General features: G+C 70.7%; 22 protein-coding genes. 12 read left to right on the top strand and 10 right to left on the bottom strand.

What is annotated here, in order from left to right; all coding sequences use genetic code 11:
* Window positions 1–61: 61 nt before the first annotated feature.
* Window positions 62–553: an inorganic diphosphatase gene (locus CP970_RS19085; protein WP_055549835.1), complete on the bottom strand. Its 492-nt coding sequence runs from the start codon at window positions 551–553 to the stop codon at window positions 62–64.
* Window positions 554–638: 85 nt separating this feature from the next.
* On the opposite strand from CP970_RS19085, the gene dacB reads away from it, so the two are divergent.
* The 7 genes from dacB to CP970_RS19050 all read left to right on the top strand — a co-directional run bounded on the left by dacB (window position 639) and on the right by CP970_RS19050 (window position 9,454).
* Entirely contained in the window at window positions 639–2,162 is a 1,524-nt protein-coding gene (gene dacB / locus CP970_RS19080) for a D-alanyl-D-alanine carboxypeptidase/D-alanyl-D-alanine endopeptidase (protein ID WP_079043668.1), read from the top strand.
* Window positions 2,163–2,383: 221 nt separating this feature from the next.
* Window positions 2,384–3,505 carry a zinc-dependent metalloprotease gene (locus CP970_RS19075; RefSeq protein ID WP_055549833.1) on the top strand — a complete coding sequence of 374 codons (1,122 nt, stop codon included), beginning with the start codon at window positions 2,384–2,386 and terminating at the stop codon, window positions 3,503–3,505.
* A 237-nt stretch (window positions 3,506–3,742) separates the two neighbouring features.
* Window positions 3,743–4,774: a tRNA lysidine(34) synthetase TilS gene (gene tilS / locus CP970_RS19070; protein ID WP_055549831.1), complete on the top strand. Its 1,032-nt coding sequence runs from the start codon at window positions 3,743–3,745 to the stop codon at window positions 4,772–4,774.
* A gap of 55 nt (window positions 4,775–4,829) precedes the next feature.
* The gene (gene hpt / locus CP970_RS19065) at window positions 4,830–5,390 is read left to right on the top strand and encodes a hypoxanthine phosphoribosyltransferase (RefSeq protein WP_055549829.1); all 561 of its coding nucleotides are present in this window, start codon (window positions 4,830–4,832) and stop codon (window positions 5,388–5,390) included.
* A gap of 184 nt (window positions 5,391–5,574) precedes the next feature.
* On the top strand, window positions 5,575–7,599 hold the full coding sequence (ftsH, locus tag CP970_RS19060; RefSeq protein WP_055549827.1) for an ATP-dependent zinc metalloprotease FtsH: 2,025 nt from the start codon (window positions 5,575–5,577) through the stop codon (window positions 7,597–7,599).
* Between the two features lie 143 nt (window positions 7,600–7,742).
* Window positions 7,743–8,348 carry a GTP cyclohydrolase I FolE gene (gene folE / locus CP970_RS19055; RefSeq protein WP_055549825.1) on the top strand — a complete coding sequence of 202 codons (606 nt, stop codon included), beginning with the start codon at window positions 7,743–7,745 and terminating at the stop codon, window positions 8,346–8,348.
* 101 nt (window positions 8,349–8,449) lie between these two features.
* Complete coding sequence (locus tag CP970_RS19050; protein WP_055549823.1) at window positions 8,450–9,454, top strand: aldo/keto reductase; 1,005 nt, start codon at window positions 8,450–8,452, stop codon at window positions 9,452–9,454.
* 76 nt (window positions 9,455–9,530) lie between these two features.
* Here CP970_RS19050 and CP970_RS19045 read toward each other — a convergent pair whose 3' ends face one another.
* From CP970_RS19045 to CP970_RS19020, 6 genes are all read right to left on the bottom strand, one after another.
* A complete protein-coding gene (locus CP970_RS19045; RefSeq protein ID WP_055549821.1) occupies window positions 9,531–10,016 on the bottom strand; it encodes a DUF3180 domain-containing protein in 486 nt (161 codons plus the stop codon).
* A 47-nt stretch (window positions 10,017–10,063) separates the two neighbouring features.
* On the bottom strand, window positions 10,064–10,675 hold the full coding sequence (gene folK, locus CP970_RS19040; protein ID WP_055549820.1) for a 2-amino-4-hydroxy-6-hydroxymethyldihydropteridine diphosphokinase: 612 nt from the start codon (window positions 10,673–10,675) through the stop codon (window positions 10,064–10,066).
* Window positions 10,672–11,031, bottom strand: a complete 360-nt coding sequence (gene folB / locus CP970_RS19035) for a dihydroneopterin aldolase (RefSeq protein WP_055549818.1) — start codon at window positions 11,029–11,031, stop codon at window positions 10,672–10,674. Before folB ends, folK begins: the two co-directional genes overlap by 4 nt.
* A gap of 224 nt (window positions 11,032–11,255) precedes the next feature.
* Window positions 11,256–11,771 carry a nuclear transport factor 2 family protein gene (locus tag CP970_RS19030; RefSeq protein WP_055549816.1) on the bottom strand — a complete coding sequence of 172 codons (516 nt, stop codon included), beginning with the start codon at window positions 11,769–11,771 and terminating at the stop codon, window positions 11,256–11,258.
* Entirely contained in the window at window positions 11,768–12,640 is an 873-nt protein-coding gene (gene folP, locus CP970_RS19025) for a dihydropteroate synthase (protein ID WP_079043667.1), read from the bottom strand. Before folP ends, CP970_RS19030 begins: the two co-directional genes overlap by 4 nt.
* Before the next feature lie 30 nt (window positions 12,641–12,670).
* A complete protein-coding gene (locus tag CP970_RS19020) occupies window positions 12,671–14,491 on the bottom strand; it encodes a phosphatidylglycerol lysyltransferase domain-containing protein (protein ID WP_055549812.1) in 1,821 nt (606 codons plus the stop codon).
* A gap of 249 nt (window positions 14,492–14,740) precedes the next feature.
* Here CP970_RS19020 and CP970_RS19015 point away from each other — a divergent pair, with 249 nt between their 5' ends.
* Window positions 14,741–15,859, top strand: a complete 1,119-nt coding sequence (locus CP970_RS19015) for an alpha/beta hydrolase (RefSeq protein WP_055549809.1) — start codon at window positions 14,741–14,743, stop codon at window positions 15,857–15,859.
* A gap of 27 nt (window positions 15,860–15,886) precedes the next feature.
* Here CP970_RS19015 and CP970_RS19010 read toward each other — a convergent pair whose 3' ends face one another.
* The gene (locus CP970_RS19010; RefSeq protein ID WP_055549807.1) at window positions 15,887–17,035 is read right to left on the bottom strand and encodes an ABC transporter ATP-binding protein; all 1,149 of its coding nucleotides are present in this window, start codon (window positions 17,033–17,035) and stop codon (window positions 15,887–15,889) included.
* Between the two features lie 158 nt (window positions 17,036–17,193).
* On the opposite strand from CP970_RS19010, the gene CP970_RS19005 reads away from it, so the two are divergent.
* The 4 genes from CP970_RS19005 to CP970_RS18990 all read left to right on the top strand — a co-directional run bounded on the left by CP970_RS19005 (window position 17,194) and on the right by CP970_RS18990 (window position 21,035).
* Complete coding sequence (locus tag CP970_RS19005; RefSeq protein ID WP_055549805.1) at window positions 17,194–17,922, top strand: ABC transporter permease; 729 nt, start codon at window positions 17,194–17,196, stop codon at window positions 17,920–17,922.
* Window positions 17,919–18,608: an ABC transporter permease gene (locus tag CP970_RS19000; protein ID WP_055549803.1), complete on the top strand. Its 690-nt coding sequence runs from the start codon at window positions 17,919–17,921 to the stop codon at window positions 18,606–18,608. The genes CP970_RS19005 and CP970_RS19000 overlap by 4 nt, the downstream gene beginning before the upstream one ends.
* Before the next feature lie 47 nt (window positions 18,609–18,655).
* On the top strand, window positions 18,656–19,636 hold the full coding sequence (locus CP970_RS18995) for an ABC transporter substrate-binding protein (RefSeq protein ID WP_055549801.1): 981 nt from the start codon (window positions 18,656–18,658) through the stop codon (window positions 19,634–19,636).
* Window positions 19,637–19,886: 250 nt separating this feature from the next.
* Window positions 19,887–21,035 (top strand): hypothetical protein, encoded by a 1,149-nt coding sequence (locus CP970_RS18990; protein ID WP_079043666.1) that lies wholly within the window; start codon window positions 19,887–19,889, stop codon window positions 21,033–21,035.
* 488 nt (window positions 21,036–21,523) lie between these two features.
* Here the strand turns inward: CP970_RS18990 and CP970_RS18985 are convergent, their stop codons facing one another.
* Together CP970_RS18985 and CP970_RS18980 are read right to left on the bottom strand one after the other, a co-directional pair.
* The gene (locus tag CP970_RS18985) at window positions 21,524–22,870 is read right to left on the bottom strand and encodes a PH domain-containing protein (RefSeq protein WP_150493584.1); all 1,347 of its coding nucleotides are present in this window, start codon (window positions 22,868–22,870) and stop codon (window positions 21,524–21,526) included.
* The gene (locus tag CP970_RS18980; RefSeq protein WP_055552314.1) at window positions 22,867–23,376 is read right to left on the bottom strand and encodes a PH domain-containing protein; all 510 of its coding nucleotides are present in this window, start codon (window positions 23,374–23,376) and stop codon (window positions 22,867–22,869) included. The genes CP970_RS18985 and CP970_RS18980 overlap by 4 nt, the downstream gene beginning before the upstream one ends.
* Window positions 23,377–23,446 lie beyond the last annotated feature (70 nt).

Raw genomic sequence — 23,446 nt, 5'->3', positions numbered from 1 at the left:
GGGCCGCGCGATCCGGAAGTCGGATCACGCGGCCCGTTCGAAGCCGGTGGCGGCCGGTGGCTCAGTGGCCGCCCTGCGCCTCCGCGCGCTTGTACGACTTCTCGATCTCGGCCTCGGCGTCCGCACGGCCGACCCAGTCGGCGCCCTCGACGGACTTGCCGGGCTCCAGGTCCTTGTAGACCTCGAAGAAGTGCTGGATCTCCAGGCGGTCGAACTCGGAGACGTGGTGAATGTCGCGCAGGTGCTCCACGCGGGGGTCCGAGGCCGGGACGCAGAGCAGCTTGTCGTCGCCGCCCGCCTCGTCGGTCATCCGGAACATGCCGATCGCGCGGCACTTGATGAGGCAGCCCGGGAAGGTCGGCTCGTCCAGGATGACGAGGGCGTCCAGCGGGTCACCGTCCTCGCCGAGGGTGTTCTCGACGAATCCGTAGTCCGCGGGGTAGCTGGTCGACGTGAAGAGGCGACGGTCCAGACGGATCCGGCCGGTCTCGTGGTCCACCTCGTACTTGTTCCGCGAACCCTTCGGGATCTCGATGGTGACGTCGAACTCCACGGGTGGCTCCTCCATGATCAGCACATACTTCGGGTGATTAAGTGTCCCTCACGCAGATGTGTGATCGCGAAAGGGGCTGGACGTCGTGCCGGAGCTCAAGCCTTGGCAGCGGCCTCGGCAGCTGTGGAGACAGCTGCCCAAGCCCTCTGCCGTCAAGCTCCCCCGGGTTTCGGGGAAGCTCAAGACCTGGCAGCTCACGGCGGGTGCCGCCACCGTCGGCCTGGCGATCTCGGCCGGGGCGGTGGCCGCGGCCGGCCCTTGGGACTCCTCCGGCCAGCGTACGGCCGAGCGGGACTGGGCCGCTTCCCGGGAAGCCGGGGGTGGCGCAGATCACGGAGGTCGTACGCCCGGACGACCTCCCAGCGCGCCCTCCGTGCTCGCCGGGCTCGGCGCGCCCGCGGGGACGGCGCCCGTGCCGACGGGACGCGCCCTGGCCGACGTCCTCGACCCGATCATGAAGGATCCCGCGCTCGGCCCCGAGAAGGCGGCCGTCGTGGTGGACGCGGCCTCCGGCAAGCGCGTCTACGGCAAGGACGCGGACAAGCTCCTGACGCCCGCCTCCACGATCAAGATCGCCACGGCGGTCGCGGCGCTGGGCTCCGTGGGACCCGATCACCGCATCACCACCAAGACGGTGATCGAGACCGACGCCCCCGGCACCCCCGAGGTCGTCCTGGTCGGCGGCGGCGACCCCACGCTCACCGCCCGCAAGGACGGCCGCTACACCGACACCGCGGCGAACCTGCGCACCCTCGCCGAGGACACCGCCCGCGCCCTGAAGGCCCGCGACGTCGACGAGGTGACCCTCTCGTACGACACCTCGCTGTACTCCGGCCCTGTGCCGCACCCGATCAGCCCGAACGAGAACATCACGCCGGTCAGCCCCCTGATGGTCGACGAGGGCCGCCTCGACGACTCGTCGAGCGGCCCCGCGCCGCGCACCGAGGACCCGGCGGGCGACGCGGTGCGCAAGTTCGAGGGCTTCCTCAAGGACCACGGCATCAAGACGAAGGGGCAGCCAGGACCCTCCAAGGCGTCGGGCCGCGCCGAGTCCCTCGCCAAGACCGAGTCGCCGCCGCTGTCCTTCCTGGTCGAGCGGATGCTGACGCACAGCGACAACGACATCGCCGAGCACCTGGCACGCCAGACGGCGCTCGCCGCCAAGGAGCCCGCCAGCTTCGACGGCGCGGGCGCGGCCACCCGCGCGGCGCTAGACAAGCTCGAACTCCCCGTCGGAGACGCCGTGTTCGCCGACGGCAGCGGCCTGGACCGCGCCGACCGGGCATCGGCCCTGCTGCTCACCGAGCTCCTGGACCGCGCCGCCGACCCCGCCCGCCCCGAACTGCGCTCCGTCCTGACGGGCCTGCCCATCGCGGGCTTCACCGGCACCCTCGTCGACCGCTACCCCAAGGACTCCCCTGGCACCGGCCTGGTCCGCGCCAAGACCGGCACGCTCACCGGCGTGAACACCCTCTCCGGCACGGTCGTGGACGCCGACGGCCGCCTCCTGGTCTTCGCCTTCATGACCACGGGCACCACGGACGCGAAGGCGGCCCAGAAGGCGTTGGACAGCATGGCTTCGACGGTGGCGAACTGCGGCTGCAGGTAACGGGCCCCGTCGGGGGGGCAGGGCCCCGTTAGGGGCGCGGGGCTGTGACATGTGCGGCTCCGGGCCCCGTTAGGGGCGCGGGGAACTGCGCGCTCAGCCCCCTCCGGCCCGCGGATGAAACACCGCCGGGGCCCAGCCCCGGGGCCCCTAGGGGCACGCCCAGGGCCAAGCCCGGGTTCCAACCCCCTCCACGCCGGGGAGGGACCACGTACGGTTGACGCATGACGAGCATCGGTGGTGCCGAGATGGTCGACTGGAATCTCGCGGTGGCGACCGCGACCCGCCTGGTGCGCCCGGGCCCTGAGGTGAGCCGGGACGAGGCACGCGCCGTCGTCGCGGAGCTCCGCAGGCACGCCAAGTCCTCGGAGGAACACGTCCGTTCCTTCACGCGGATGGGCACGGAAGAGATCCACGACACCCCCGTGCTCGTCGTGGACCGCGCAGGCTGGGTCCGGGCGAACGTGGCAGGTTTCCGCGAGCTCCTCAAGCCCCTCCTGGAGAAGATGCAGGACCGGCGGGGAGCGGGCCCCGGCGGCGCCGTGCTCGGCGCGGTCGGCGGCAAGGTGACGGGCGTGGAGCTGGGCATGCTCCTGTCCTTCCTGGCCTCCCGCGTCCTCGGGCAGTACGAGACCTTCGCCCCGGCCACCCGCGAGCTCCCCGCGGGGGCGAACGGCGGCGGCAGGCTCCTGCTCGTCGCACCGAACATCGTGCACGTCGAGCGCGAACTGGACGTGAACCCCCACGACTTCAGGCTCTGGGTCTGCCTCCACGAGGAGACGCACCGCACCCAGTTCTCCGCCGTGCCCTGGCTCCGCGACCACATCGAGGGTGAGATCCAGTCGTTCCTCGGCGAGACCGAGGTCGATCCCATGACGGTCCTGGAGCGCGTCAGGGAGGCCGCCCAGTCGCTGGCTGGCGGGCGCCCCGAGGGCGAGGAGGACGACGGCGGGCGCTCCCTCGTCGAGCTGGTGCAGACCCCCGCCCAGCGCGAGATCCTCGCCCGCCTCACGGCCGTGATGTCCCTCCTGGAGGGCCACGCGGACTTCGTGATGGACGGCGTGGGACCCGCCGTGGTGCCCTCCGTCGCCGAGATCAGGGAGAAGTTCAAGGAGCGGCGGGCTCGCGGGGCGAGCCGCCTGGACCAGGCGCTGCGCAAGCTCCTCGGCCTCGACGCGAAATTGCGCCAATATCGCGACGGCGAGCGCTTTGTGCGCGCGGTCGTGGGCGAGGTCGGCATGGACGGCTTCAACCGCGTCTGGACGTCTCCGAACACGCTGCCCACCAAGGCGGAGATCGCCAAACCGGCGGACTGGGTCGCGAGGGTGCACCGTAAGGGAGAGTGAGGGACCGGATGCGGCCGATGGCAGGAGAACGCCCCCGCAATCACCCGTCCGAGGGACCGTAGGCGCTGGGTAGGCGTGCAATGCTCGGGGAACGGCTCGGCTCTGTCACCATCGACACACTCTGAGTGACCGAACTCAAGGGAAAGCAAGGTCCCCCGAGGGGCCCCGAACTCCCGAGTTGGTCCTGAGTGACTGATTCCGAGGCTCACCCCCCGAACTTCATGAAGGGAACCGGACATGGGTCCCCATCCTGCGGTCGCGGCGATACGCCTGGCGGTCCGCCGCGTACTCCACGACGTACTGACCGACGTACAGCGCAGCACCGAGAACGACCCCCCACTCGCGCGCGAGCAGGCCCAGCCGCTCGTGCTCGTCGCATGCTCCGGCGGCGCCGACTCCATGGCGCTCGCCTCCGCCCTCGCCTTCGAGGCCCCCAAGCTCGGCATCCGCGCCGGCGGCGTCACCGTCGACCACGGCCTGCAGCCGGGCTCGGACCTGCGCGCCGCCGAGGTCGTGGTGCGCATGACCGCGCTCGGCCTGACCCCGGCCGAGTCCGTCGCCGTGGACGTGGGCAGGGACGGCGGCCCCGAAGCCGCCGCCCGTGACGCCCGCTACGCAGCCCTGGATGCCGCCGCCGAACGGCATTCAGCAGCCGCCGTCCTGCTCGGGCACACCCGCGACGACCAGGCGGAGACCGTCCTGCTCGGTCTCGCCCGCGGTTCCGGGATCCGCTCCCTGTCCGGAATGGCCGCGACCTCGGGGGCCGCGGGACGTTACCGGCGCCCCTTCCTGCACATCGACCGGCAGACCGCCCGCAAGGCCTGCATGGTCCAGTCGCTGCCCGTCTGGGACGACCCGCACAACACCGACCCGGCGTACACCCGCTCCCGGCTGCGCCACGAGGGCCTGCCCGCGCTGGAGAAGGCGCTCGGCAAAGGCGTCGTCGAGGCCCTCGCCCGTACGGCGCAGTTGTCCAGGGACGATGCCGACGCGCTCGACAGCTGGGCGGCCCAGGCCGAGACGAGCGTGCGGGACGCCACGGGCCTCCTGGAGTGCGCCAAGCTCTACGCCCTGCCGCCCGCCGTGCGCCGCCGCATCGTGCGCAGGGCCGCCATCGAGGCCGGGGCGCCCGCCGGTTCGCTGTTCGCCCGGCACATCGAAGAGGTCGACCGTCTGATCACCGGCTGGCGCGGCCAGGGGGCCATCAATCTCCCGGGCAAAGTCGTGGCTCAGCGGCAGGGTGGCAGACTGGTGATCCGGCAAGGCTGACGAGAGGGCCACGTTCACCGTGGGCCCCGTGTGGCCGGTGTGACGACCGAAAGTGATGCGGGTGGACGCGAAAGACATGGGCACCGACCTTCAGTCGGTGCTCATCACCAAGGAAGAGATCGACGCGAAGCTGGCTGAGCTGGCCGCGAAGGTCGACGCGGAGTACGCGGGCAAGGACCTGCTGATCGTCGGCGTCCTCAAGGGCGCGGTGATGGTCATGGCGGACCTGGCGCGTGCGCTGTCCACCCCCGTCACGATGGACTGGATGGCCGTCTCGTCGTACGGGGCGGGCACGCAGTCCTCGGGCGTCGTCCGGATCCTCAAGGACCTGGACACCGACATCAAGGGCAAGCACGTCCTGATCGTCGAGGACATCATCGACTCCGGTCTGACGCTGTCCTGGCTGCTCTCCAACCTCGGTTCGCGGGAGCCCGCCTCCCTCGAGGTGTGCACGCTGCTGCGCAAGCCGGAGGCGGCGAAGGTCGCGATCGACGTGAAGTGGATCGGCTTCGACATCCCCAACGAGTTCGTCGTGGGATACGGCCTCGACTTCGCGGAGAAGTACCGCAACCTCCCGTTCGTCGGGACGCTCGCTCCGCACGTCTACGGAGGCTGACGCTCCGTAAGGGCGTACGCGGCGTCGGGGAACCCTCACCCGTTTCCCGCCGTTGGAGCAAGGGAAGGCGGGATTGCCAGCACTCCCGTGCGGCTTCGGGTCACAATGCTGGGGTACCGTCCGAAGAACAGTCTTTATCAAACTCACTATGGCAGGAGGGACGGGGCGTCATCGCTCCGTATGGATGGACGTGAAGCGATACTTCCGTGGGCCAGTCATGTGGATCGTGCTGGCCGTCCTTGCCGTGGTCGTGTTGATGCAGGTCGTCGGCTCGTCCGGTGGCTACAAGACGGTGGACACCGGCCAGGTCGTCCAGGCGATCAACGACAACAAGGTCGAATCAGCCAAGCTCACCACCGGTGACGAGCAGATCATCAAGGTCGAGCTCAAGGACGGCCAGAAGGTCAAGGACAGCAGCAAGATCCAGGCGAGCTACATCGGCGACCAGGGCGTCGACCTCGCCAAGTCCCTGCAGGCCAAGTACGAGAGCAAGGACATCCCGGACGGTTACACCGTCTCCCCGTCGAAGCAGAACCCGTTCGTCGGCATTCTGCTTTCGCTGCTCCCCTTCGTCCTCATCGTCGTCGTCTTCCTGTTCCTGATGAATCAGATGCAGGGCGGCGGCTCCCGGGTCATGCAGTTCGGGAAGTCCAAGGCCAAGCTGATCACCAAGGACACCCCGAAGACGACCTTCTCCGATGTGGCGGGGTCCGACGAGGCGGTCGAGGAGCTCCACGAGATCAAGGAGTTCCTCCAGGAGCCGGCGAAGTTCCAGGCGGTCGGCGCCAAGATCCCCAAGGGCGTGCTCCTCTACGGCCCGCCCGGTACGGGTAAGACGCTGCTCGCGCGCGCCGTCGCCGGTGAGGCCGGGGTGCCGTTCTACTCGATCTCCGGTTCCGACTTCGTCGAGATGTTCGTCGGTGTCGGTGCCTCCCGTGTGCGTGACCTCTTCGAGCAGGCCAAGGCGAACGCCCCGGCGATCGTCTTCGTCGACGAGATCGACGCGGTGGGTCGCCACCGCGGTGCCGGTCTCGGCGGTGGCCACGACGAGCGCGAGCAGACGCTGAACCAGCTGCTCGTCGAGATGGACGGCTTCGACGTGAAGGGCGGCGTCATCCTGATCGCCGCCACGAACCGGCCCGACATCCTCGACCCGGCGCTGCTTCGCCCGGGCCGTTTCGACCGGCAGATCGCCGTCGACCGCCCGGACATGCTGGGCCGTCTGGAGATCCTCAAGGTCCACCAGAAGGGCAAGCCGGTCGCTCCGGACGTCGACCTGGGCGCGGTCGCCAGGCGTACGCCGGGCTTCACGGGCGCCGACCTGTCGAACGTGCTGAACGAAGCGGCGCTCCTCACGGCGCGCAGCGACAAGAAGCTGATCGACAACCACTCCCTCGACGAGGCGATCGACCGCGTCGTGGCGGGCCCGCAGAAGCGGACCCGGATCATGTCCGACAAGGAAAAGAAGATCACCGCGTACCACGAGGGCGGCCACGCCCTGGTAGCGGCGGCCTCTCCGAACGCGGACCCGGTCCACAAGATCACGATCCTGTCCCGCGGCCGTGCCCTGGGTTACACCATGGTCCTGCCCGAAGAGGACAAGTACTCGACCACGCGCAACGAAATGCTCGACACGCTCGCGTACATGATGGGCGGGCGCGCGGCCGAGGAGCTCGTCTTCCACGACCCGACGACGGGCGCCGCGAACGACATCGAGAAGGCCACCAGCACGGCCCGCGCGATGGTCACGCAGTACGGCATGACCGAGCGGCTCGGCGCGATCAAGTTCGGCGGTGACAACAGCGAGCCCTTCCTCGGGCGCGAGATGGGTCACCAGCGGGACTACTCGGAAGAGGTCGCGGCGCTGGTCGACGAAGAGGTCAAGAAGCTCATCGAGACCGCGCACAACGAAGCGTGGGAGATCCTCGTCGAGAACCGCGACATCCTCGACAACATGGTTCTCCAGCTGCTCGAGAAGGAGACCCTCGGCAAGGAGCAGATCGCCGAGATCTTCGCGGGCATCGTGAAGCGCCCGGCCCGCCCGGCGTGGACCGGTTCCTCGCGGCGTACGCCCTCGACCCGCCCGCCGGTGCTCTCCCCCAGGGAGCTGTCACTGACGAACGGTGCGAACGGCGCCACCCCCGCGGTGACCGCGGGCACGGCGGACCAGCCCATCGAGGTCGTCCCGGAGGACCGTCCCGAGAGCTGATCCCGCGAGCCTCAGCAGGCCCGGAATGGATGCCGCGCCCCCCTGGTTTTAGCCTGGGGGGCGCGGCTTATTTCGTACGCCCGCAATTGGCACGCTCACTCCCGCGCACGGCAGGCGCGGGAACGTACAGGAACGAGGCACAGATGACCGACCCCGTGACGCTGGACGGCGAGGGCGCGATCGGTGAGTTCGACGAGAAGCGGGCCGAGAACGCCGTGCGAGAGCTCCTGATCGCCGTGGGGGAGGACCCCGACCGGGAGGGGCTGCGGGAGACCCCGGGGCGCGTCGCACGGGCGTACAAGGAGATATTCGCCGGTCTGTGGCAGAAGCCGGAGGACGTCCTGACGACGACGTTCGATCTCGGCCACGACGAGATGGTCCTGGTGAAGGACATCGAGGTGCAGAGTTCCTGCGAGCACCACCTGGTGCCGTTCCACGGCGTCGCCCACGTCGGCTACATCCCGTCGGCGGACGGCAAGATCACCGGTCTGTCGAAGCTGGCCAGGCTCGTGGACGTGTACGCCCGCAGGCCGCAGGTCCAGGAGCGGCTGACCACCCAGGTCGCCGACTCCCTGATGCAGATCCTGGAGCCGCGCGGCGTGATCGTGGTCGTCGAGTGCGAGCACATGTGCATGTCGATGCGCGGGGTGCGCAAGCCGGGAGCGAAGACCATCACCTCCGCGGTGCGCGGGCAGCTGCGCGATCCCGCGACGCGCAATGAGGCGATGAGCCTGATCATGGCGCGCTGAGGCGGAGCGGTTCCGGCTGATCCACTCAAATCGCCTGCCGGGGACGGCGGTTGTGGCGGAAGTGCGGGACGCGATGCCGCGTTGGCCGAAAGACTGCGTGCATGACACAGACAAGCAAGCAGTCGCTGCCCACCCGCAGGCTCGGCGGCCTTGAGGTCTCCGCGCTGGGATACGGCGCCATGGTGCTCTCCCCCGGGGTGTACGGCGAGGTCGACGACGAGCGCGGCGAGCGGGCGCTGCGGGCGGCCGTCGACGCGGGCGCCACGATCATCGACACCTCCGACGGCTACGGGGCCGACGGGCACAACGAACGGCTCGTCGGCCGCGCTCTTCGGGGGCGCCGCGACCGGGTCGCGATAGCCACCAAGTTCGGCTTCCGGCTGCCGGAGGGCGTCGAGCCGCACCCCTTCCCCATCGGGTACGCCTTCGGGGAGCTCGCGGTCAACGGCGACCCCAAGCACGTGCGCGGCTACGCGGAGGCGAGCCTGCGCGGCCTGGAGACGGACTACATCGACCTGTACTACCCGCACTTCCCCGACCCGCAGGTGCCCTTCGAGGACACTGTCGGCGCGGTCGCCGAGCTGATCGAGGCGGGGCTCGTGCGCCATCTCGGGCTCTCCAACGTGACGGCGGGACAGCTGCGGGCCGCGCACGCCGTGCACCCCGTGGCCGCGGTGCAGATCGAGTGGTCGATGTGGAAGCCCGCCGAGCCGGAACTGCTCGCCGCGGCGCGCGAGCTGGGGGTCGGGCTCGTGCCGTGGTCGCCGCTGGGCGCCGGGTTCCTGACCGGCACGGTCGGCAAGGTCGACGAGGGGGACTTCCGGCAGAACGCGCCGCGCTTCGACGCGGCGAACCTGAAGGCGAACAACGACCGCTTCGCGCCCGTGCGGGGTGTGGCGGCGGAGCTGGGCATCACCCCGGCGCAGCTGGCCCTCGCCTGGCTGCTCCACCAGGACCCGAACGTGGTGCCGATCCCCGGCAGCCGTACGCCCGCGCACATCGAGGAGAACCTCGCCGCGGCGCTGGTGGAGCTGGACGCGGAGGTGCTCACGCGGCTGGCGGGGATCCTCGGCGAGACGGAGGTCGAGGGCGGGACGCTGATGTAGGCGTCCGGGAGATCGCCTGCGGGTGCCTGTGGGCTGCTGGAGGCGCCTGTGAGGGGCGGGGAGCGCGGGTCCGGCGTTACGCCGCCGGGGCCGCCCCCGCGTCCTCGTCGTCGTCCTCAGGGAGCTTGCACACCCGCTCCATGAAGAAGGCCGCCGCTATGACGGCGATGCCCATCAGGACCGAGAGCCCGGCGTAGAGCGCCTGGTCCCGGCGCGCGGGGATGTCGAGGAACTCCAGCATGAACGCGCCCACGCCGCCGTACATCCCCGAGACGAGGGCCGCGACCAGGGCGCTCGCCTGGCCGAAGACCAGGGCGCGCGCGGCCATCATCGGGTCCACGCCCTTGGCGTCGGGGCGTCGCTCGCGCTGGGCGCGCAGCCGGGAGCGCAGCGAGAGCGCCGTCGCAAGGAGGACGACGGCGATCACCGCGAGCACGATGGGCGCGGCCAGCGGAACCCGCGGCAGCGTGCCGACGGAGTCCCACAGGCGGGCGCCCGACCAGGACAGCACTCCGGCCACGAGGAAGAGGCCGGCCAGTGTCCTGATGCGCAGTTGCTTCACGGGTGACCCTTCATCGGCTTGCTTTTCTCGACCGCCTTCTCCAACGACTACTCGGGCAGCCGGAGTTCCAGGTCGGCGCGGGGCAGGACGCCGTCGCGGCCGATGCCTGCGAGCAGCTCGGCCACCGGGCCGCGCCCCGCGACCTGGGCCTCGGGCTCCACGTCGTACCAAGGGGCGAGCACGAAGGCACGTTCATGCGCGCGCGGGTGGGGCAGCGTGAGCGTCGGGTCGTCGGAGACCACGTCGGCGTACGCCACGATGTCCACGTCGATCGTGCGGGGGCCCCAGCGCTCGTCGCGTACGCGGTGGAAGGCCTCCTCGACCGCGTGCGCGCGCTCCAGGAGGGAGGCGGGCGGCAGCGTCGTCTTCACCACGACCACCGCGTTGAAGTACGAGGGCTGGGAGCCGGGGTCGACGCCCCACGGCTCGGTCTCGTACACCGGGGAGACGGCCTTGACGCGCAGCCCCGGGGTGTCCTCCAGGGCGTCGATGGCGCCCTGGAGGGTCTCGAGGCGGTTGCCCAGGTTGCTGCCGAGGGAGATCACGGCGCGCTTGGGGTTGGACAGGGTGGTGTCCGCGGCGTCCACCTGCTCGACCACGGAGGTGGGCACCGGCTGGACGGTCGGGTCGCTCTGACCCGCTTTGAAGGGCGCAGTCATACTCGGCTCCGGGTGATGGTGACGGTCACGTCGTCGAAGGGGACGGTGATCGGGGCGTCCGGCTTGTGCACGCACACCTCGACCTCCAGGACTCCGTCGTGTTTCAGACACGTCTGGGCGATGCGCTCGGAGAGCGTCTCGATGAGGTCGACGGGCTCGCCCTCGACGACGGCCGCGACCTCCTCGGCCACGATTCCGTAGTGCACGGTCTTCGCCAGGTCGTCGTCGGCCGCGGCCGCTCGCGTGTCCAGGCCAAGCACCAGGTCCACGATGAAGGTCTGGCCTTCTTCGCGCTCCCGCGGATAGACACCGTGGTGCCCGCGGGCCTTGAGGCCGCGCAGCGCGACACGATCCACGCGAATCACTCCTGCAATCGTCGGTATCGGCAGGCCTGCACCGAGTGCGGTCGGCACACCAGCCTCGATCGAATCTACCTGCGAGCACCGACAGTGCTCGCCCGCGGGGCCCGTAGGCCGCCACGGTGGACGGGCATCGCGCCGCGATCCGGCCGCGGCGCGTGGCTGGTAGCCGCCCATACCCGGCAGCCCGTGATCCCAACCACTTCTCGGCACCTACCCACTCAGGAGGGTGTCTCGTCGCCTTCTTCGTCGTCGGTTTCGGCCAGCACGGGGGAGGCGTGGTGTGACCAGAGCTTCCAGCCGTCGGGTGTGCGCCGGAACACGTTCGTGGCGACCACGAGCTGACCCACCAGCGGGCCGAGCTCGCCGCCGCCCTCCGGGGGCGGGCCGCCGCTGAGGATGTTCTCGGTGCAGGTCACCAGGGCGGTGTCACCGGCGACGCCGACCTTGAGGTCGGTCAGGAAGAACTGGATGTACTCCGTGTTCGCCATGATCAGCGCGTACGACCTGAGGACCTCGCCGCGGCCGGTGAGCACCGGCCAGCCGGGGTGCACGCAGGAGATCGCCTCGCCGGTCGTGGCCTCGCCGCCGTCCTCGCCGTCCTCGCCGCCTTCGCCGTCCTCCGCGGAGTCCAGCCACAGGTCGGAGACCTCGTCGAAGTCGCCGCGCTCCAGTGCTTCGTAGAAGGCGGTGTTGGCGCGTTCGACCTGTTGGACGTCGGTCTGGGCCCCGGTCACTTGTGGCCGCCCGCGGCGTCCGTCACGGCCTGGGCGACGCGGACCGCGTCGGCGGTGGCCCGCACCTCGTGCACGCGGACCGCCCAGGCGCCCTGGTGGGCGGCGATGGCGGAGACCGCGGCGGTGGCGGCGTCGCGCTCGCGGGCGGGTGGCGGGGCGCCCTCGGGGCCCGCGAGGACCCGGCCGAGGAACCTCTTGCGGGAGGCGGCGACCAGGATCGGGTGGCCGAGCTCGCGGAGCCGGTCGAGGCGGGCCAGGAGCGCCAGGTCGTGCTCGGCGTCCTTGGAGAAGCCGAGGCCCGGGTCGACGACGATGCGCTCGGGGGCGATGCCGCCCTCGATGGCGGCCGCCACGCGCGCGTGGAGCTCGTCGACGACTTCGGAGACCACGTCTTCGTAGTGCGGCTCGGCGTGGATGTCGGTGAGGAAGCCCCGCCAGTGCATGACGACGAAGGGGGCTCCCGCGGCGGCGACCGCCGGGACCATGCGCGGGTCGGCGAGGCCGCCGCTGACGTCGTTGACCAGGACGGCGCCCGCCGCGAGCGCCTGCTCGGCGACGGTGGCGCGCATGGTGTCCACGGAGACCGTGACGCCCTCGGCCGCCAGGCCGCGCACCACGGGGACGACGCGCTTGAGCTCCTCGGCCTCGTCCACGCGCGGTGCGCCGGGGCGGGTGGACTCGCCGCCGACGTCGACCAGGTCGGCGCCCTGCGCGACCAGGTCGATGCCGTGCTTGACGGCGGCCGTGGTGTCGAACCAGCGGCCGCCGTCGGAGAAGGAGTCGGGCGTCACGTTCACGACCCCCATGACCGCACAGCGGTCCCACTCCGGCAGCCCCTGGACCGTTCCCCGCCCGCGCAACGTACTCATGCGTCCAGCCTAGGCCCGGACAAGGCCCGCTTACGCCGCCTGGACCTCGCGCTCGGCGGCCTGGTGCGGGCAGGGACGGCGCTGCGCGGTGCCCCTGCGCAGGAACCGGGGCAGCGCGAGGGTGACGAAGCCCTCGGCCTGCATCGCGGCGAAGCCGATGCGGGGCAGGTCCTTGCTGGAGCGGTAGACCACGAAGCGGGGCTCCCAGCGGGGGCGGAACTTCGCGTTGAACTTGTACAGGGACTCGATCTGGAACCAGCGGGACAGGAAGACGAGCAGTCCGCGCCAGGCGCGGAGCACCGGGCCCGCGCCGATCTTCTCGCCGCGGGCGAGCGCCGCGCGGAACATCGCGAAGTTGAGGGACACGCGCGCGATGCCGAGCTTCGGGGCGGCCTGGAGGGAGGCCACGATGAGCAGCTCGTTCATGCCGGGGTCGGCCGAGCGGTCGCGGCGCATCAGGTCCAGGGAGACGCCGTCCTTGCCCCAGGGGACGAAGTGGAGGACGGCCTTCAGGTCGCCGTAGGGGCCCGCTTCCTCGTCGGTCTTGTGGGCGGTCGCGATCAGACAGTCGCCGTCGCCCGGGTCGCCGATACGGCCGAGCGCCATGGAGAAGCCGCGCTCGGTGTCGGTGCCGCGCCAGTCGTCGGCGGCGCGCTGGATCCTGGCGAGTTCGTTCTCGCCGAGGTCACGGATGCGCCGTACGCGCGTCTCGTACCCATTGCGCTCGATCCGCTTGACCATCTGGCGCACGTTGCGCATCGCACGCCCGGACAGGGAGAAATCCGCGACGTCCACCACCGCCTCGTCGCCCAGTTCGAGGGCGTCGAGGCCGGTCTCGCGGGTCCAGACCTCGCCGCCCGTCTCGGAGCAGCCCATGACGGCGGGCGTCCAGGAGTGGGCCTTCGCCTCGTCCATGAAGCGCTCGATCGCGCCGGGCCAGGCCTCGACGTCGCCGATCGGGTCGCCGCTGGCGAGCATCACTCCGGAGACGACGCGGTAGGTGACGGCGGCCTTGCCGCTGGGGGAGAAGACGACGCCCTTGTCGCGGCGGAGCGCGAAGTGGCCCAGGGAGTCGCGGCCGCCGTGCTTGTCGAGCAGGGCGCGCAGCTTGGTCTCGTCGTCCTCGGTGAGGCGTGCGGCCGGGTGCTCGGGGCGGAAGGCCAGGTAGATGGTGGTGAGCGCGGTCAGCATGCCGAGTGCGCCCAGGGAGAAACCAACTGTCCAGGACGTGCGTCCGTAGTAATCGACGGGGCCTTCGAGACCGAAGAGGCCGTAGAGGACGTGCGCCAGGCGGTCGGTGATGCTCGGGTCCCCGATCACCTTCCCGGGGTGGGCGCTGACGATCACCAGACCGAGGAGGATCGACCCGGCTCCCAGGAGGACGAAGTTGGCCAGTGCCCGCCAGCGGCTGCGCGGGTCGGGCAGCGCCGTGAACTCACTCCGATGGCGCAGCAGGAGCGCCAGCAGCGCGAGCGAGATCACCACACCGATCACGGAGTGGCGGTATGTGAACTGCGCCACGGCGCCCGCGGGCAGCAGCACCACGGCGGCGCGCCAGGCCCGCCGTTTGTGGCGGCGCAGGCCGTGCGCGAGCAGGAGCAGCAAGATGCCCGAGCTGAGCGCGAGCGCGGCCGCGAAGGGGCCGAGCGCACCCGGCAGCACCTCCGCGATGGCGTGCATACGGCTGTGCCGGAAGCGCGGGAACACGCCCGCCGCCACGTTCAGCAGCCCTACGAGCAGGCATGCCCTGGCGACGAGGGTCGGCACTGCCTCCGGGCGCGGACCGCGCAGTATCCGGTGGAGCCGCCCGTCATGATGGTGGTCCCCACTGCTCGGAACCCCACCCGACATTTCCCCATCTATCCTGACAGACATCGCATCCCGTAGTTCTGCGAGAGAGCTTGAATCCGGCGCCAAAGCGGCATCCGGCACTATTGCGCCCTCTAGGACGGTCCTTCCGGGAGACGGGTTCACTCCCGACCGGAAACCCGGAGGAAAAGCTCCGGAAAGAGCCAGTAAGGCCGAGGTCCGGGTTCGGTCACGGTCCGGCAGGCCACGGCAAAGCCGGGCAACGGTAGAAAGTGCAGGCAGGAACACCCCATGGGACTCACGAGCAACAAGGTCCTGACCCTTGCGGTCTTGCTGGCCGTTCTGCTCTTCGTCGGCACTATATGGCTCTGGCCGCGCCTCGCGCGCCAGTCCTGGAAAGCCATCACCGGACGAGTGGGACTGCTGATCGCCACGCAGATCGCGATCTTCGCATCGATCGGCCTCTCCGCGAACCAGGCGTTCGGCTTCTACGCCACCTGGGCCGACCTCTTCGGCCAGGAGACGAGCCCCGGCGTGGTGGTGGACCACGACCCGGCCAAGGGCGAGGGTCCCGTCAAGGTCCTCGACACCCAGCCGGTGAACGTGCCCGGCGGCAGCAGGCCCGCCACCGGCGGCCAGATCCAGAAGGTCGACATCGGCGGCAAGGCATCGAACATAGCCAGCCCCGCCTACGTCTACCTGCCGCCCGAGTACTTCCAGCCGCAGTACAAGAACCGCAAGTTCCCCGCCTCCGTCGTCCTCACCGGCTACCCGGGCACCGCGGAAGCGCTCATCAAGGGCCTGCACTACCCGCAGACCGCCCACCGGCAGGCCGCCAGCGGCAAGATGCAGCCGATGATCCTGATCATGATGCGGCCGACCGTGGCGCCGCCCAGGGACACCGAGTGCGTGGACATCCCCGGCGGTCCGCAGACCGAGACCTTCTTCGCCAAGGACCTGCCCACCGCGATCTCGGGCCACTACAGGGTGGGCACCAAGGCCGACAACTGGGGCATCATCGGCGACTCCACCGGCGGCTACTGCGCCCTGAAGCTGGCCATGCACCACCCCGACAGGTACGCCGCGGGCGCGGGCCTTTCCGCGTACTACAAGGCGCCCATCGACGTCACCACGGGCGATCTCTTCCACGGTGACAAGGAGTTGGAGCAGCGCGCCAACCTCAACTGGTACCTGGAGCACATGCCGCCGCCCAAGACCTCCCTGCTGGTGAGCAGCAGCAAGACGGGCGAGAGCAACTACCACGACACCTTGAAGTTCATCGACAAGGTGAAGGCCCCCACGCGGATCTCGTCGATCACGCTCGACAGCGGCGGCCACAACTTCAACACCTGGCGCCGGGAGATCCCGGCGACCCTGCAGTGGATCAGCGGCCGCCTGAGCGACAACTGAGCGCTGCGCGCCGCCGGGTGAGCTCCCTCACACCTTGGTGACCGTCTCCAGCTGGACCTCGTCGCGCGCGATGGCGCGCGCGTCCGCCGCCGTGGAGCGGCGCAGCGCCTCGTGCAGCCTGGCCGGTGTGAGCACCCCGAGGAAGCGGCCCTCGCTGTCCTTGTCGATGACCGCGATCCAGCCCGCGTCGTGCTGCAGCATCGTCGCGAACGCCTGCTTGAGGCTCGCGCCGACCGGCAGCCAGGCCTCCATGCGCCGCGCGTGCTCGCGGACCGTGCCGCTCTCCACGCGCGCGTGCTCGGCGGAGATCCAGCCGTGCAGGTTGTTCTCGCCGTCCAGGACGACGGCCCAGCGGGCGTCGAGCTCTTTGGGCAGCGGGTCGTCGAGGTGCACCACGGGCGGCTGCTCCAGGTCGCCCTCCTCGATCGGGGTCACGGAGAGCCGCTTGAGGCCGCGGTCCGCGCCCACGAAGTCCGCCACGTAGTCGTTGGCGGGGGCGCCGAGGACGGTCGAGGGGGTGTCGAACTGCTCGATGCGGCCCTGCCCGTAGACGGCGATGCGGTCACCGAGGCGGACCGCCTCCTCGATGTCGTGCGTGACGAAGAGCACGGTCTTGCGCACGGCCTGCTGGAGGCGGAGGAACTCGTTCTGGAGGTGCTCGCGCACCACGGGGTCGACCGCGCCGAACGGCTCGTCCATCAGGAGCACCGGCGGATCGGCCGCCAGGGCGCGGGCCACGCCGACGCGTTGGCGCTGGCCGCCGGAGAGCTGCTCGGGGTAGCGGTCGCCGAAGACGGCGGGGTCGAGGCCGACCAGGTCGAGGAGCTCGGCGGCGCGCTCGCGGGCCTTGCCGCGCTTGACGCCCAGGAGATGGGGGACGGTCGCGGTGTTCTCCAGGACCGTCTTGTGCGGGAAGAGGCCGACCTGCTGGATGACGTAGCCGATGCGGCGCCGGAGTTGGACCGGGTCGATGTCGGATATGTCGTCGCCCTCGACGAGTATCCGGCCCTCGCTCGGCTCGATGAGCCGGTTCACCATCTTCATCGTCGTGGTCTTGCCGCAGCCCGACGGGCCGACGAGCGTGACCAGTTCACCCTCGGCGACCTCGAAGGACAGATCGTCGACGGCCGTGGTGCCGTCCGCGTACCGCTTGGTGACGTGCTCGAACCGGATCATGTTTCCCCATTGTGGCGGGCGGTGACGGGCTTTGCGTGAAGGCCGTGTTTCGGCCCTACAACGAGTCTCGGCGATTGTCAGTGCCTCGCGTTAGGGTCGCCAGACACGGGGGGACGTGTGTACGGCATACGTCCGGGGATTCGGGGGAGGTGGGGCGCGTGGCGCAGCAGAACTGTCTGGTGACGAATGACTGGATCTGCGGGGAGTATCTCCGCACCCGCAGCCAGGAATTGATCGACGCGACCCTCCAGCACGTCGGGATCACGCTCGCCTCGGTCGCGATCGGGCTCGCGATATCCCTGCCGCTCGCACTGCTCGCGCGGCGCTGGCGCTTCCTGGCGGGACCGATCCTCGGCGTGACGACCGTGCTCTACACAGTGCCTTCGCTCGCCATGTTCTCGCTGCTGCTGCCGTTCTTCGGGCTCTCCGTCTCCCTGGTCGTCACGGGCCTCGTCCTGTATTCGCTCACGGTCCTCGTGCGGAACATCCTGGCCGGTCTGCAGGCCGTGCCCGACGAGGCGCGGGACGCGGCCAAGGGCATGGGGTACGGACCGCTGCGCCTCCTGTGGGAGGTGGAGCTGCCGCTCGCGCTGCCCGCCCTGCTCGCCGGTGTCCGCATTACCACGGTCTCCACCGTCGCCCTGACCACCGTCGGCGCCATCGTGGACTACGGCGGCCTCGGCACGCTGATCCTCGACGGCCTCGACACGACCTTCAAGGCCCAGGTGCTCACCGCGTCCGTGCTCTGCGTGCTCCTCGCGATCGTCGCCGACGTGCTGCTGCTCGGCCTGCAGCGCTGGCTGACGCCGTGGACCCGCGTCCACCGAATACGCACGAGCCGTGCCGACCGCGAGGCGGCCGTGGCCAAGGTGGCTGAACCCGCATGAACGAGATCACCGGCGCGTACGACTGGCTGACCACGGGCGCCAACTGGCAGGGCGAGAAGGGGGTGTGGCACCGCCTGGCCGAGCACCTGTACTTCAGCGGGGTCACGCTCGCCGTCGCCTGCGTGATCGCGCTGCCCCTCGCGCTGTACCTCGGCCACATCGGCAAGGGCGGCGCCCTCGCGGTCAACATCTCCAACATCGGCCGCGCGGTGCCCACGCTGGCCCTCCTCATCCTGCTCACGCTCACCCCGCTCGGCGAGCACGGGGACGCGCCGACGCTGATCGCGCTGGTCCTCTTCGCGGTGCCGCCGCTGCTCACCAATGCTTACCTCGGGATGCGCGAGGTGGACCGGGCGGTGGTGGAGGCCGCGCGCGGCATGGGCATGAGCGGCGGCCAGCTGTTCGCCCGGGTCGAGCTGCCGCTGGCGTACCCGCTGATCATGACGGGCGTACGGTCCGCGGGCGTGCAGGTCGTCGCGACGGCCACGCTCGCCGCGATGGCGGGCGAGGGCGGCCTGGGCCGGATCATCACGGCCGGGTTCAACCTGCAGAACACGCCCCAAGTGGTCGCGGGCGCGCTCCTGGTGGCGCTCCTCGCGCTCCTCGTCGAGGGGGTGCTTGTCCTGGTGGGGCGGCTCTTCGACCCGCGCAGGGGGACGCGGGCGAGTGGCGAGGCCGCGCGGTGAGTCCGGCGGTTCGGTTTTCTGATTCCTTTCGAAATGGTGGTTCACCGATGAACAGCACAACGCGTCGCGCGCGACGGATGGCGGGGGCGGCCGCGGCCGTCGTGGCCCTGACCGCTGGGCTCGCCGCGTGCGGCGGGGACAGCCTGGAGAACAAGGACGGGGGATCGGACAAGGCGGGCGGTGACAAGAAGGGCTCGCTGGTGGTGGGTTCGGCGCGGTTCACCGAGCAGAAGGTGCTCGCCGAGCTCTATGTGGGTCTCCTGAAGGACGCGGGATATGACGCGCAGGTCAAGACCGTGCAGAACCGCGAGATCTACAAGCCCGAGCTGAAGAAGGGCTCGATCGACATCGCGCCCGAATACGCGGCCACGCTCGCGGAATTCCTCAACCTCGAGAAGAACGGCCCGAAGGCGAAGCCCGTCGCGTCCAGTGATGCCGACGCCACCGTGGCCGCCCTGAAGAAGCTCGCGGAGCCGCAGGGCCTGAAGGTCCTTCCGGCCGGGGACGCGGTCGACCAGAACGCGTTCGCGGTGTCGGCGGATTACGCCAAGGAGCACAAGCTCAAGACGCTTTCCGATCTCGGCAAGTCGGGCGAGAAGGTCAAGATCGCGGCGAGTGACGAATGCGAGTCCAGGCCGTTCTGCGCGCCTGGGCTCGAGAAGAAGTACGGGATCGATGTCACCGGAATCGACCCCAAGGGCGTCGGCACCACGCAGTCCAAGCAGGCCGTGAAGAACGGCACGGACCAGTTGGTGCTGACCACGACGACCGACGCGACACTGAAGAACTTCGACCTCGTGATCCTCGAGGACGACAAGAAGCTGCAGAACGCGGACAACATCCTGCCCGTGGTGAACGCCAAGGACGCGGGCGACAAGGACATAGCCACCGCGCTCGCGAAGCTGACGAAGACGCTCACGACGGACGACCTCATCGAACTCAACCGGAAGGTCGACGAGGAGCGGCAGAAGGAAGCGGATGTCGCGAAGGACTATCTGGAGTCGAAGGGGCTGATCGGGAAGTCCTGATCGGGGAGTCCTGACCGGGGAGTTCCCGAACCGGAAGTCCTGACCGGGAAGTAAGGAGCTAATCCGGAAGTCGAGGCTCCGATCTCGAAGTTGATCTTGGAATTCCGGAGAAGTTCCGCGGCCGAAGCGGAAGTTGAGCGCTGAAGCAAAGCGGGGGAGGGGCGGGGAGTTGTGGCGAGTTACGGTTGTGGCACCGGCATTTTGGTGGCCGGGGCACCAGACTTCGCCTACGCGCGGTAAGTTTCTGGCCATGCCACGTGGACGTCACCGCCATTCCCCACCCCTGCACAGGCTGCTTCCTCCCTCGACGGTTGCCGGTGTCTCCGTTCTCTGCGCCGGCGGCGCCTGGATGTTCGCGGAACCGGTCGTGCTCCGCGGGCTCGTCGCGGCCGCGGCCGCCGCTGCCGTCGTGGGCTCGGTCGTCATGCGGCGCTGGGACCAGTCGGCAGGCAAACGCGTCGCCGAACTGGGCCGGGCCCGCGCGAGCGAAGAGTGGCGTCATGAGGAACGGATAGCCGAGGCCGAGTCCGACCTCGAGGAGTCCCGCGAGCTGCGGGGCAAGCTGGAGAACAAGCTGCGCGCCAAGCGTGCCGAGCTGGCCGCGCTCCGCAACGAACACGCGGCGCTGCTGCGGCGGTACGCCACCGCGGAGACCGAGCGGGCCAGTGCCCTCGAAGGGCGCAGGCTGCTCGCCATAGAGGCGTCTTCGGCGGCGCCCGCGTTGCCGCGTGCGGGTGGTGCTGACTCCGGTGCCGAGGAGCTCGTTCCGGGTGCGGTCGATCTGGTGCCCGCGGTGCGTGCGGGGGCGCCGGGGACGGGTGGGCGTACGGAGGCCGTTCCGGCGGCGGGTGGTGCCAAGGTCGAGCGGGCCGAGCACGCTTCTGAAAAGGACTCCTCCCCGTCCGCCGTGCGGCCGGGTACGAGCCCGACTCCCTCGCTCTTCCTGCGGGCCAACGCGGCGCTCGACCGGCTGGCTCCGCGTCCGCGCGCCACCGCCGCGCCGGAATCCGCGGGGTCGGAATCCGCGGGGTCCGCCGAAGCGGAAGGCGGCGACGCGCGGGGGAAGTCCGGGGCGGCCGACGGATACGGCGGGCACGAGCGCGCGGTCGCCGTCGCGCCGCCCGTGCAGGCGCGACGTCCGGTGCCGCAGGGCGGCTTCGACTTCTTCGGTACGAAGGGGGCGGCGCCCGCCGCGCTGGAGTCGGTGCAGAACGAGGACCTGGCCGACGTGGTGGGCGAGGAGGCCCTCGCCGTCCACAAGGCCGAGGCCGAGGCGGAGTTCAAGCCCGCGCCCGAGGGTGACGCCGAGCGCGGTGTGGGTCAGGTCATCGACCTGACGGCCCATGACGAGACCGAGCAGATTGACGTGGCGGGGTTGCGGAGCGCGCTGCTGGGTTGAGCGGTTCGGGGTCGGTCCGCACCGGGGTCGCCCCGGGGGCGTGTTGGCCCGTGCCGGGCCTGGCCTCGGGCCTGGTTCGTGGGTTTGGTCGTTGTGGGGCTCTGCGGGGGCGCTGTGGCTGGTCGCGCAGTTCCCCGCGCCCCTTACGGGGCCCGTCGGTGCGGGCGCCCCTTGCGGGGCTCACCGGCCCGTGCTCTCTACGGGGCTCACCGGCACCCGCCCCTCTTGCGGGGCTCGCCGACCCCTGCGGTCCTTGTAGGGCTCACGAGCCCCGCCCTCTTGCGGGGCTCACCGGCCCGTGCTCTCTACGGGGCTCACCGGCACCCGCCCCTCTTGCGGGGCTCGCCGACCCCTGCGGTCCTTGTAGGGCTCACGAGCCCCGCCCCCTTGCGGGGCTCACCGGCCCCGGCGCCTCTTGCGGGGCTCACCGGCCCCCGCCCCTCTTGCGGGGCCCGCCCGGCCCCGCGCCCCCTACGGGCCCCCCGCCCCTACGAAGCCATCCACCGATCCGGAGTCGCTTCTCTGCGGCCCGTGCGGGAGCGGTCTGCCTGGGCGTGGAGGAGTTCTGTTGCCTCTGGGGTCGGGCGTAGGCGGGCTGTGACTGTTTTGCCCGCGCCTGTGTCCACCAGTACGTCGGCAACGCCCTTGTAGCGTTCCCAGGGGCCCTGTGAGAGCCGCACGCTCTGCACCTTCGCGTGGGGGACCAGTGAGAGGCGGCGCTTGAGCAGGCCGTGGCGGGCGGCGAAGACCGCGTCGGTGACGGCCACTCCGTACCCCTTCCACCACAGCGGCAGGCACCACGCCGCGCGCGCGGGCGGACGGCTCAGCTCGTCGGGCTCCGGCACCCGGACGCCCGGCAGGATCCGCCCGATCACCGACTCCGCGAGCTCCCGGGGGGCGACCGGCACCAGGACGCTGTTGTCCGAGCCCGCCACGTCGAGTTCCACGCGCACCCAGCCGAACCGCCGCCACAGCAGCGGCTGCACGATGTGCACCGTCTGCACGCGTCCCGGCGGCACCGTCTCGTGCGCCTTGTCGAGCAGCCCGTGGTCGATGCGCAGGCCGTCCGGGGACTCGCCCACCGTCCAGTCGTACTCCCCGATGAAGCGGCCCGCGCTGCTCGCGAACGCGCCGCCCAGCATGGGCAGTCCGGTCGCGAGGACCGTCCACAGGTTGTGCGTCGCGTACCAGAGGAAGGACGGCACGACGATCGCGGCGACGAGCATCACCCAGGGGGCGCCGGTCAGCAGCAGCGAGATCGCGAGCATCCGCGGCTGCACGTGCAGCAGGCCGCGCACCGGGGCCTCGCCGACCTCGCGGGCCTCCTCGGGGGCGAATCCGGCGGCGCGCGCGAGGAGTTCGGCCCGCAGCTCGGTGGCCTCCTTCTCGCCGAGGTACGCCAGTTCGTCCTTGTCCTCCGTGCCGACGACGTCCAGCTTGAGCTTGGCGACGCCCGCGACGCGGGCGAGCAGCGGCCGCGTCACGTCGACGGCCTGGAGCCGGTCGAGCCGGATGTGGGCGGTGCGCCGGAAGAGCAGCCCGGTGCGGATGCGCAGCTCGGTGTCGGTGACCGCGAAGTGCGTGACCCACCAGCTCAGGACGCCGTAGACGGAGCCGCCGACGAGAACGACGGCGAGGCCCGCGAGCAGTTGCAGCACGGGGAGTTCGGTGACCCGCTGCTGGGTGCCGCTCGGGTCGTGGACCGCCCAGCCGACCACGACGGCGAACGGCGCCCACGCGCGGCGCAGCGGCGTGACGGGGTGCAGCCGCCGCTCCCGCACCGCTTCGGCGGCCGCGGGGCGCTCCTCGTCCGTCGCCTGGCGCACCTCGTTCACAGCCCCGCCGATCGGGCCTCGCCGAGCTCGGTGAGCCGGTCGCGCAGCCGCTCGGCCTCCTCGGGCAGCAGACCGGGGATGCGCGCGTCGGTGGCGGCCGCCGCCGTGTGCAGCTGCACGCCCGCGAGGCCGAAGTACCGCTCCACGGGGCCCGACGTCACCTCGACGAGCTGCATGCGGCCGTACGGCACGATGGTCTCCTCGCGCCACAGCACGCCCCGGCTGATCAGCAGGTCGTCGGCGCGCTCGGCATAGCGCCACGAGCGCCAGTTCCGCCCCAGCATCGGCCAGCCCCACACCACGAGGGCGAGCGGCAGCAGCGCGAAGAGCGCCCAGACCGGGCCCGCGAACAGCCCGAGCAGCACGCCGAGCGCGATCGCCATCGGCACGAGCCAGACCACCAGCAGGAGCCGTCGCATCTTCAGCAGCCCCCGCGGCAGCCCGGTCCACACCGGCTCCGCCCGCGTCTGTGCCGGTCCTGCGGGCCCCACCATCCCCGTTTCCATGCCTCAAGCGTACGTACGGCCGCTGACAGCCGCGTACGACGAAGGGGCCGCCGCGTACGACGAAGGGGCC

Origin of the sequence: Streptomyces kanamyceticus, assembly GCF_008704495.1 — a bacterium.
Classification (GTDB): Bacteria; Actinomycetota; Actinomycetes; order Streptomycetales; family Streptomycetaceae; genus Streptomyces; species Streptomyces kanamyceticus.
Note: the sequence above shows the minus strand (reverse complement) of the source record. Positions and strands in the feature narration are given on the sequence as shown.

Excerpts from the sequence above, each read along its gene's own strand:
- CP970_RS19075 (WP_055549833.1), top strand. The coding sequence starts at position 2,384 with ATGACGAGCATCGGTGGTGCCGAGATGGTCGACTGGAATCTCGCGGTG.
- tilS (WP_055549831.1), top strand. The coding sequence starts at position 3,743 with ATGGGTCCCCATCCTGCGGTCGCGGCGATACGCCTGGCGGTCCGCCGC.
- hpt (WP_055549829.1), top strand. The coding sequence starts at position 4,830 with ATGCGGGTGGACGCGAAAGACATGGGCACCGACCTTCAGTCGGTGCTC.
- ftsH (WP_055549827.1), top strand. The coding sequence starts at position 5,575 with ATGGACGTGAAGCGATACTTCCGTGGGCCAGTCATGTGGATCGTGCTG.
- folE (WP_055549825.1), top strand. The coding sequence starts at position 7,743 with ATGACCGACCCCGTGACGCTGGACGGCGAGGGCGCGATCGGTGAGTTC.
- CP970_RS19050 (WP_055549823.1), top strand. The coding sequence starts at position 8,450 with ATGACACAGACAAGCAAGCAGTCGCTGCCCACCCGCAGGCTCGGCGGC.
- folK (WP_055549820.1), bottom strand. The coding sequence starts at position 10,675 with ATGACTGCGCCCTTCAAAGCGGGTCAGAGCGACCCGACCGTCCAGCCG.
- folP (WP_079043667.1), bottom strand. The coding sequence starts at position 12,640 with ATGAGTACGTTGCGCGGGCGGGGAACGGTCCAGGGGCTGCCGGAGTGG.
- CP970_RS19020 (WP_055549812.1), bottom strand. The coding sequence starts at position 14,491 with ATGTCGGGTGGGGTTCCGAGCAGTGGGGACCACCATCATGACGGGCGG.
- CP970_RS19015 (WP_055549809.1), top strand. The coding sequence starts at position 14,741 with ATGGGACTCACGAGCAACAAGGTCCTGACCCTTGCGGTCTTGCTGGCC.
- CP970_RS19010 (WP_055549807.1), bottom strand. The coding sequence starts at position 17,035 with ATGATCCGGTTCGAGCACGTCACCAAGCGGTACGCGGACGGCACCACG.
- CP970_RS19000 (WP_055549803.1), top strand. The coding sequence starts at position 17,919 with ATGAACGAGATCACCGGCGCGTACGACTGGCTGACCACGGGCGCCAAC.
- CP970_RS18995 (WP_055549801.1), top strand. The coding sequence starts at position 18,656 with ATGAACAGCACAACGCGTCGCGCGCGACGGATGGCGGGGGCGGCCGCG.
- CP970_RS18990 (WP_079043666.1), top strand. The coding sequence starts at position 19,887 with ATGCCACGTGGACGTCACCGCCATTCCCCACCCCTGCACAGGCTGCTT.
- CP970_RS18980 (WP_055552314.1), bottom strand. The coding sequence starts at position 23,376 with ATGGAAACGGGGATGGTGGGGCCCGCAGGACCGGCACAGACGCGGGCG.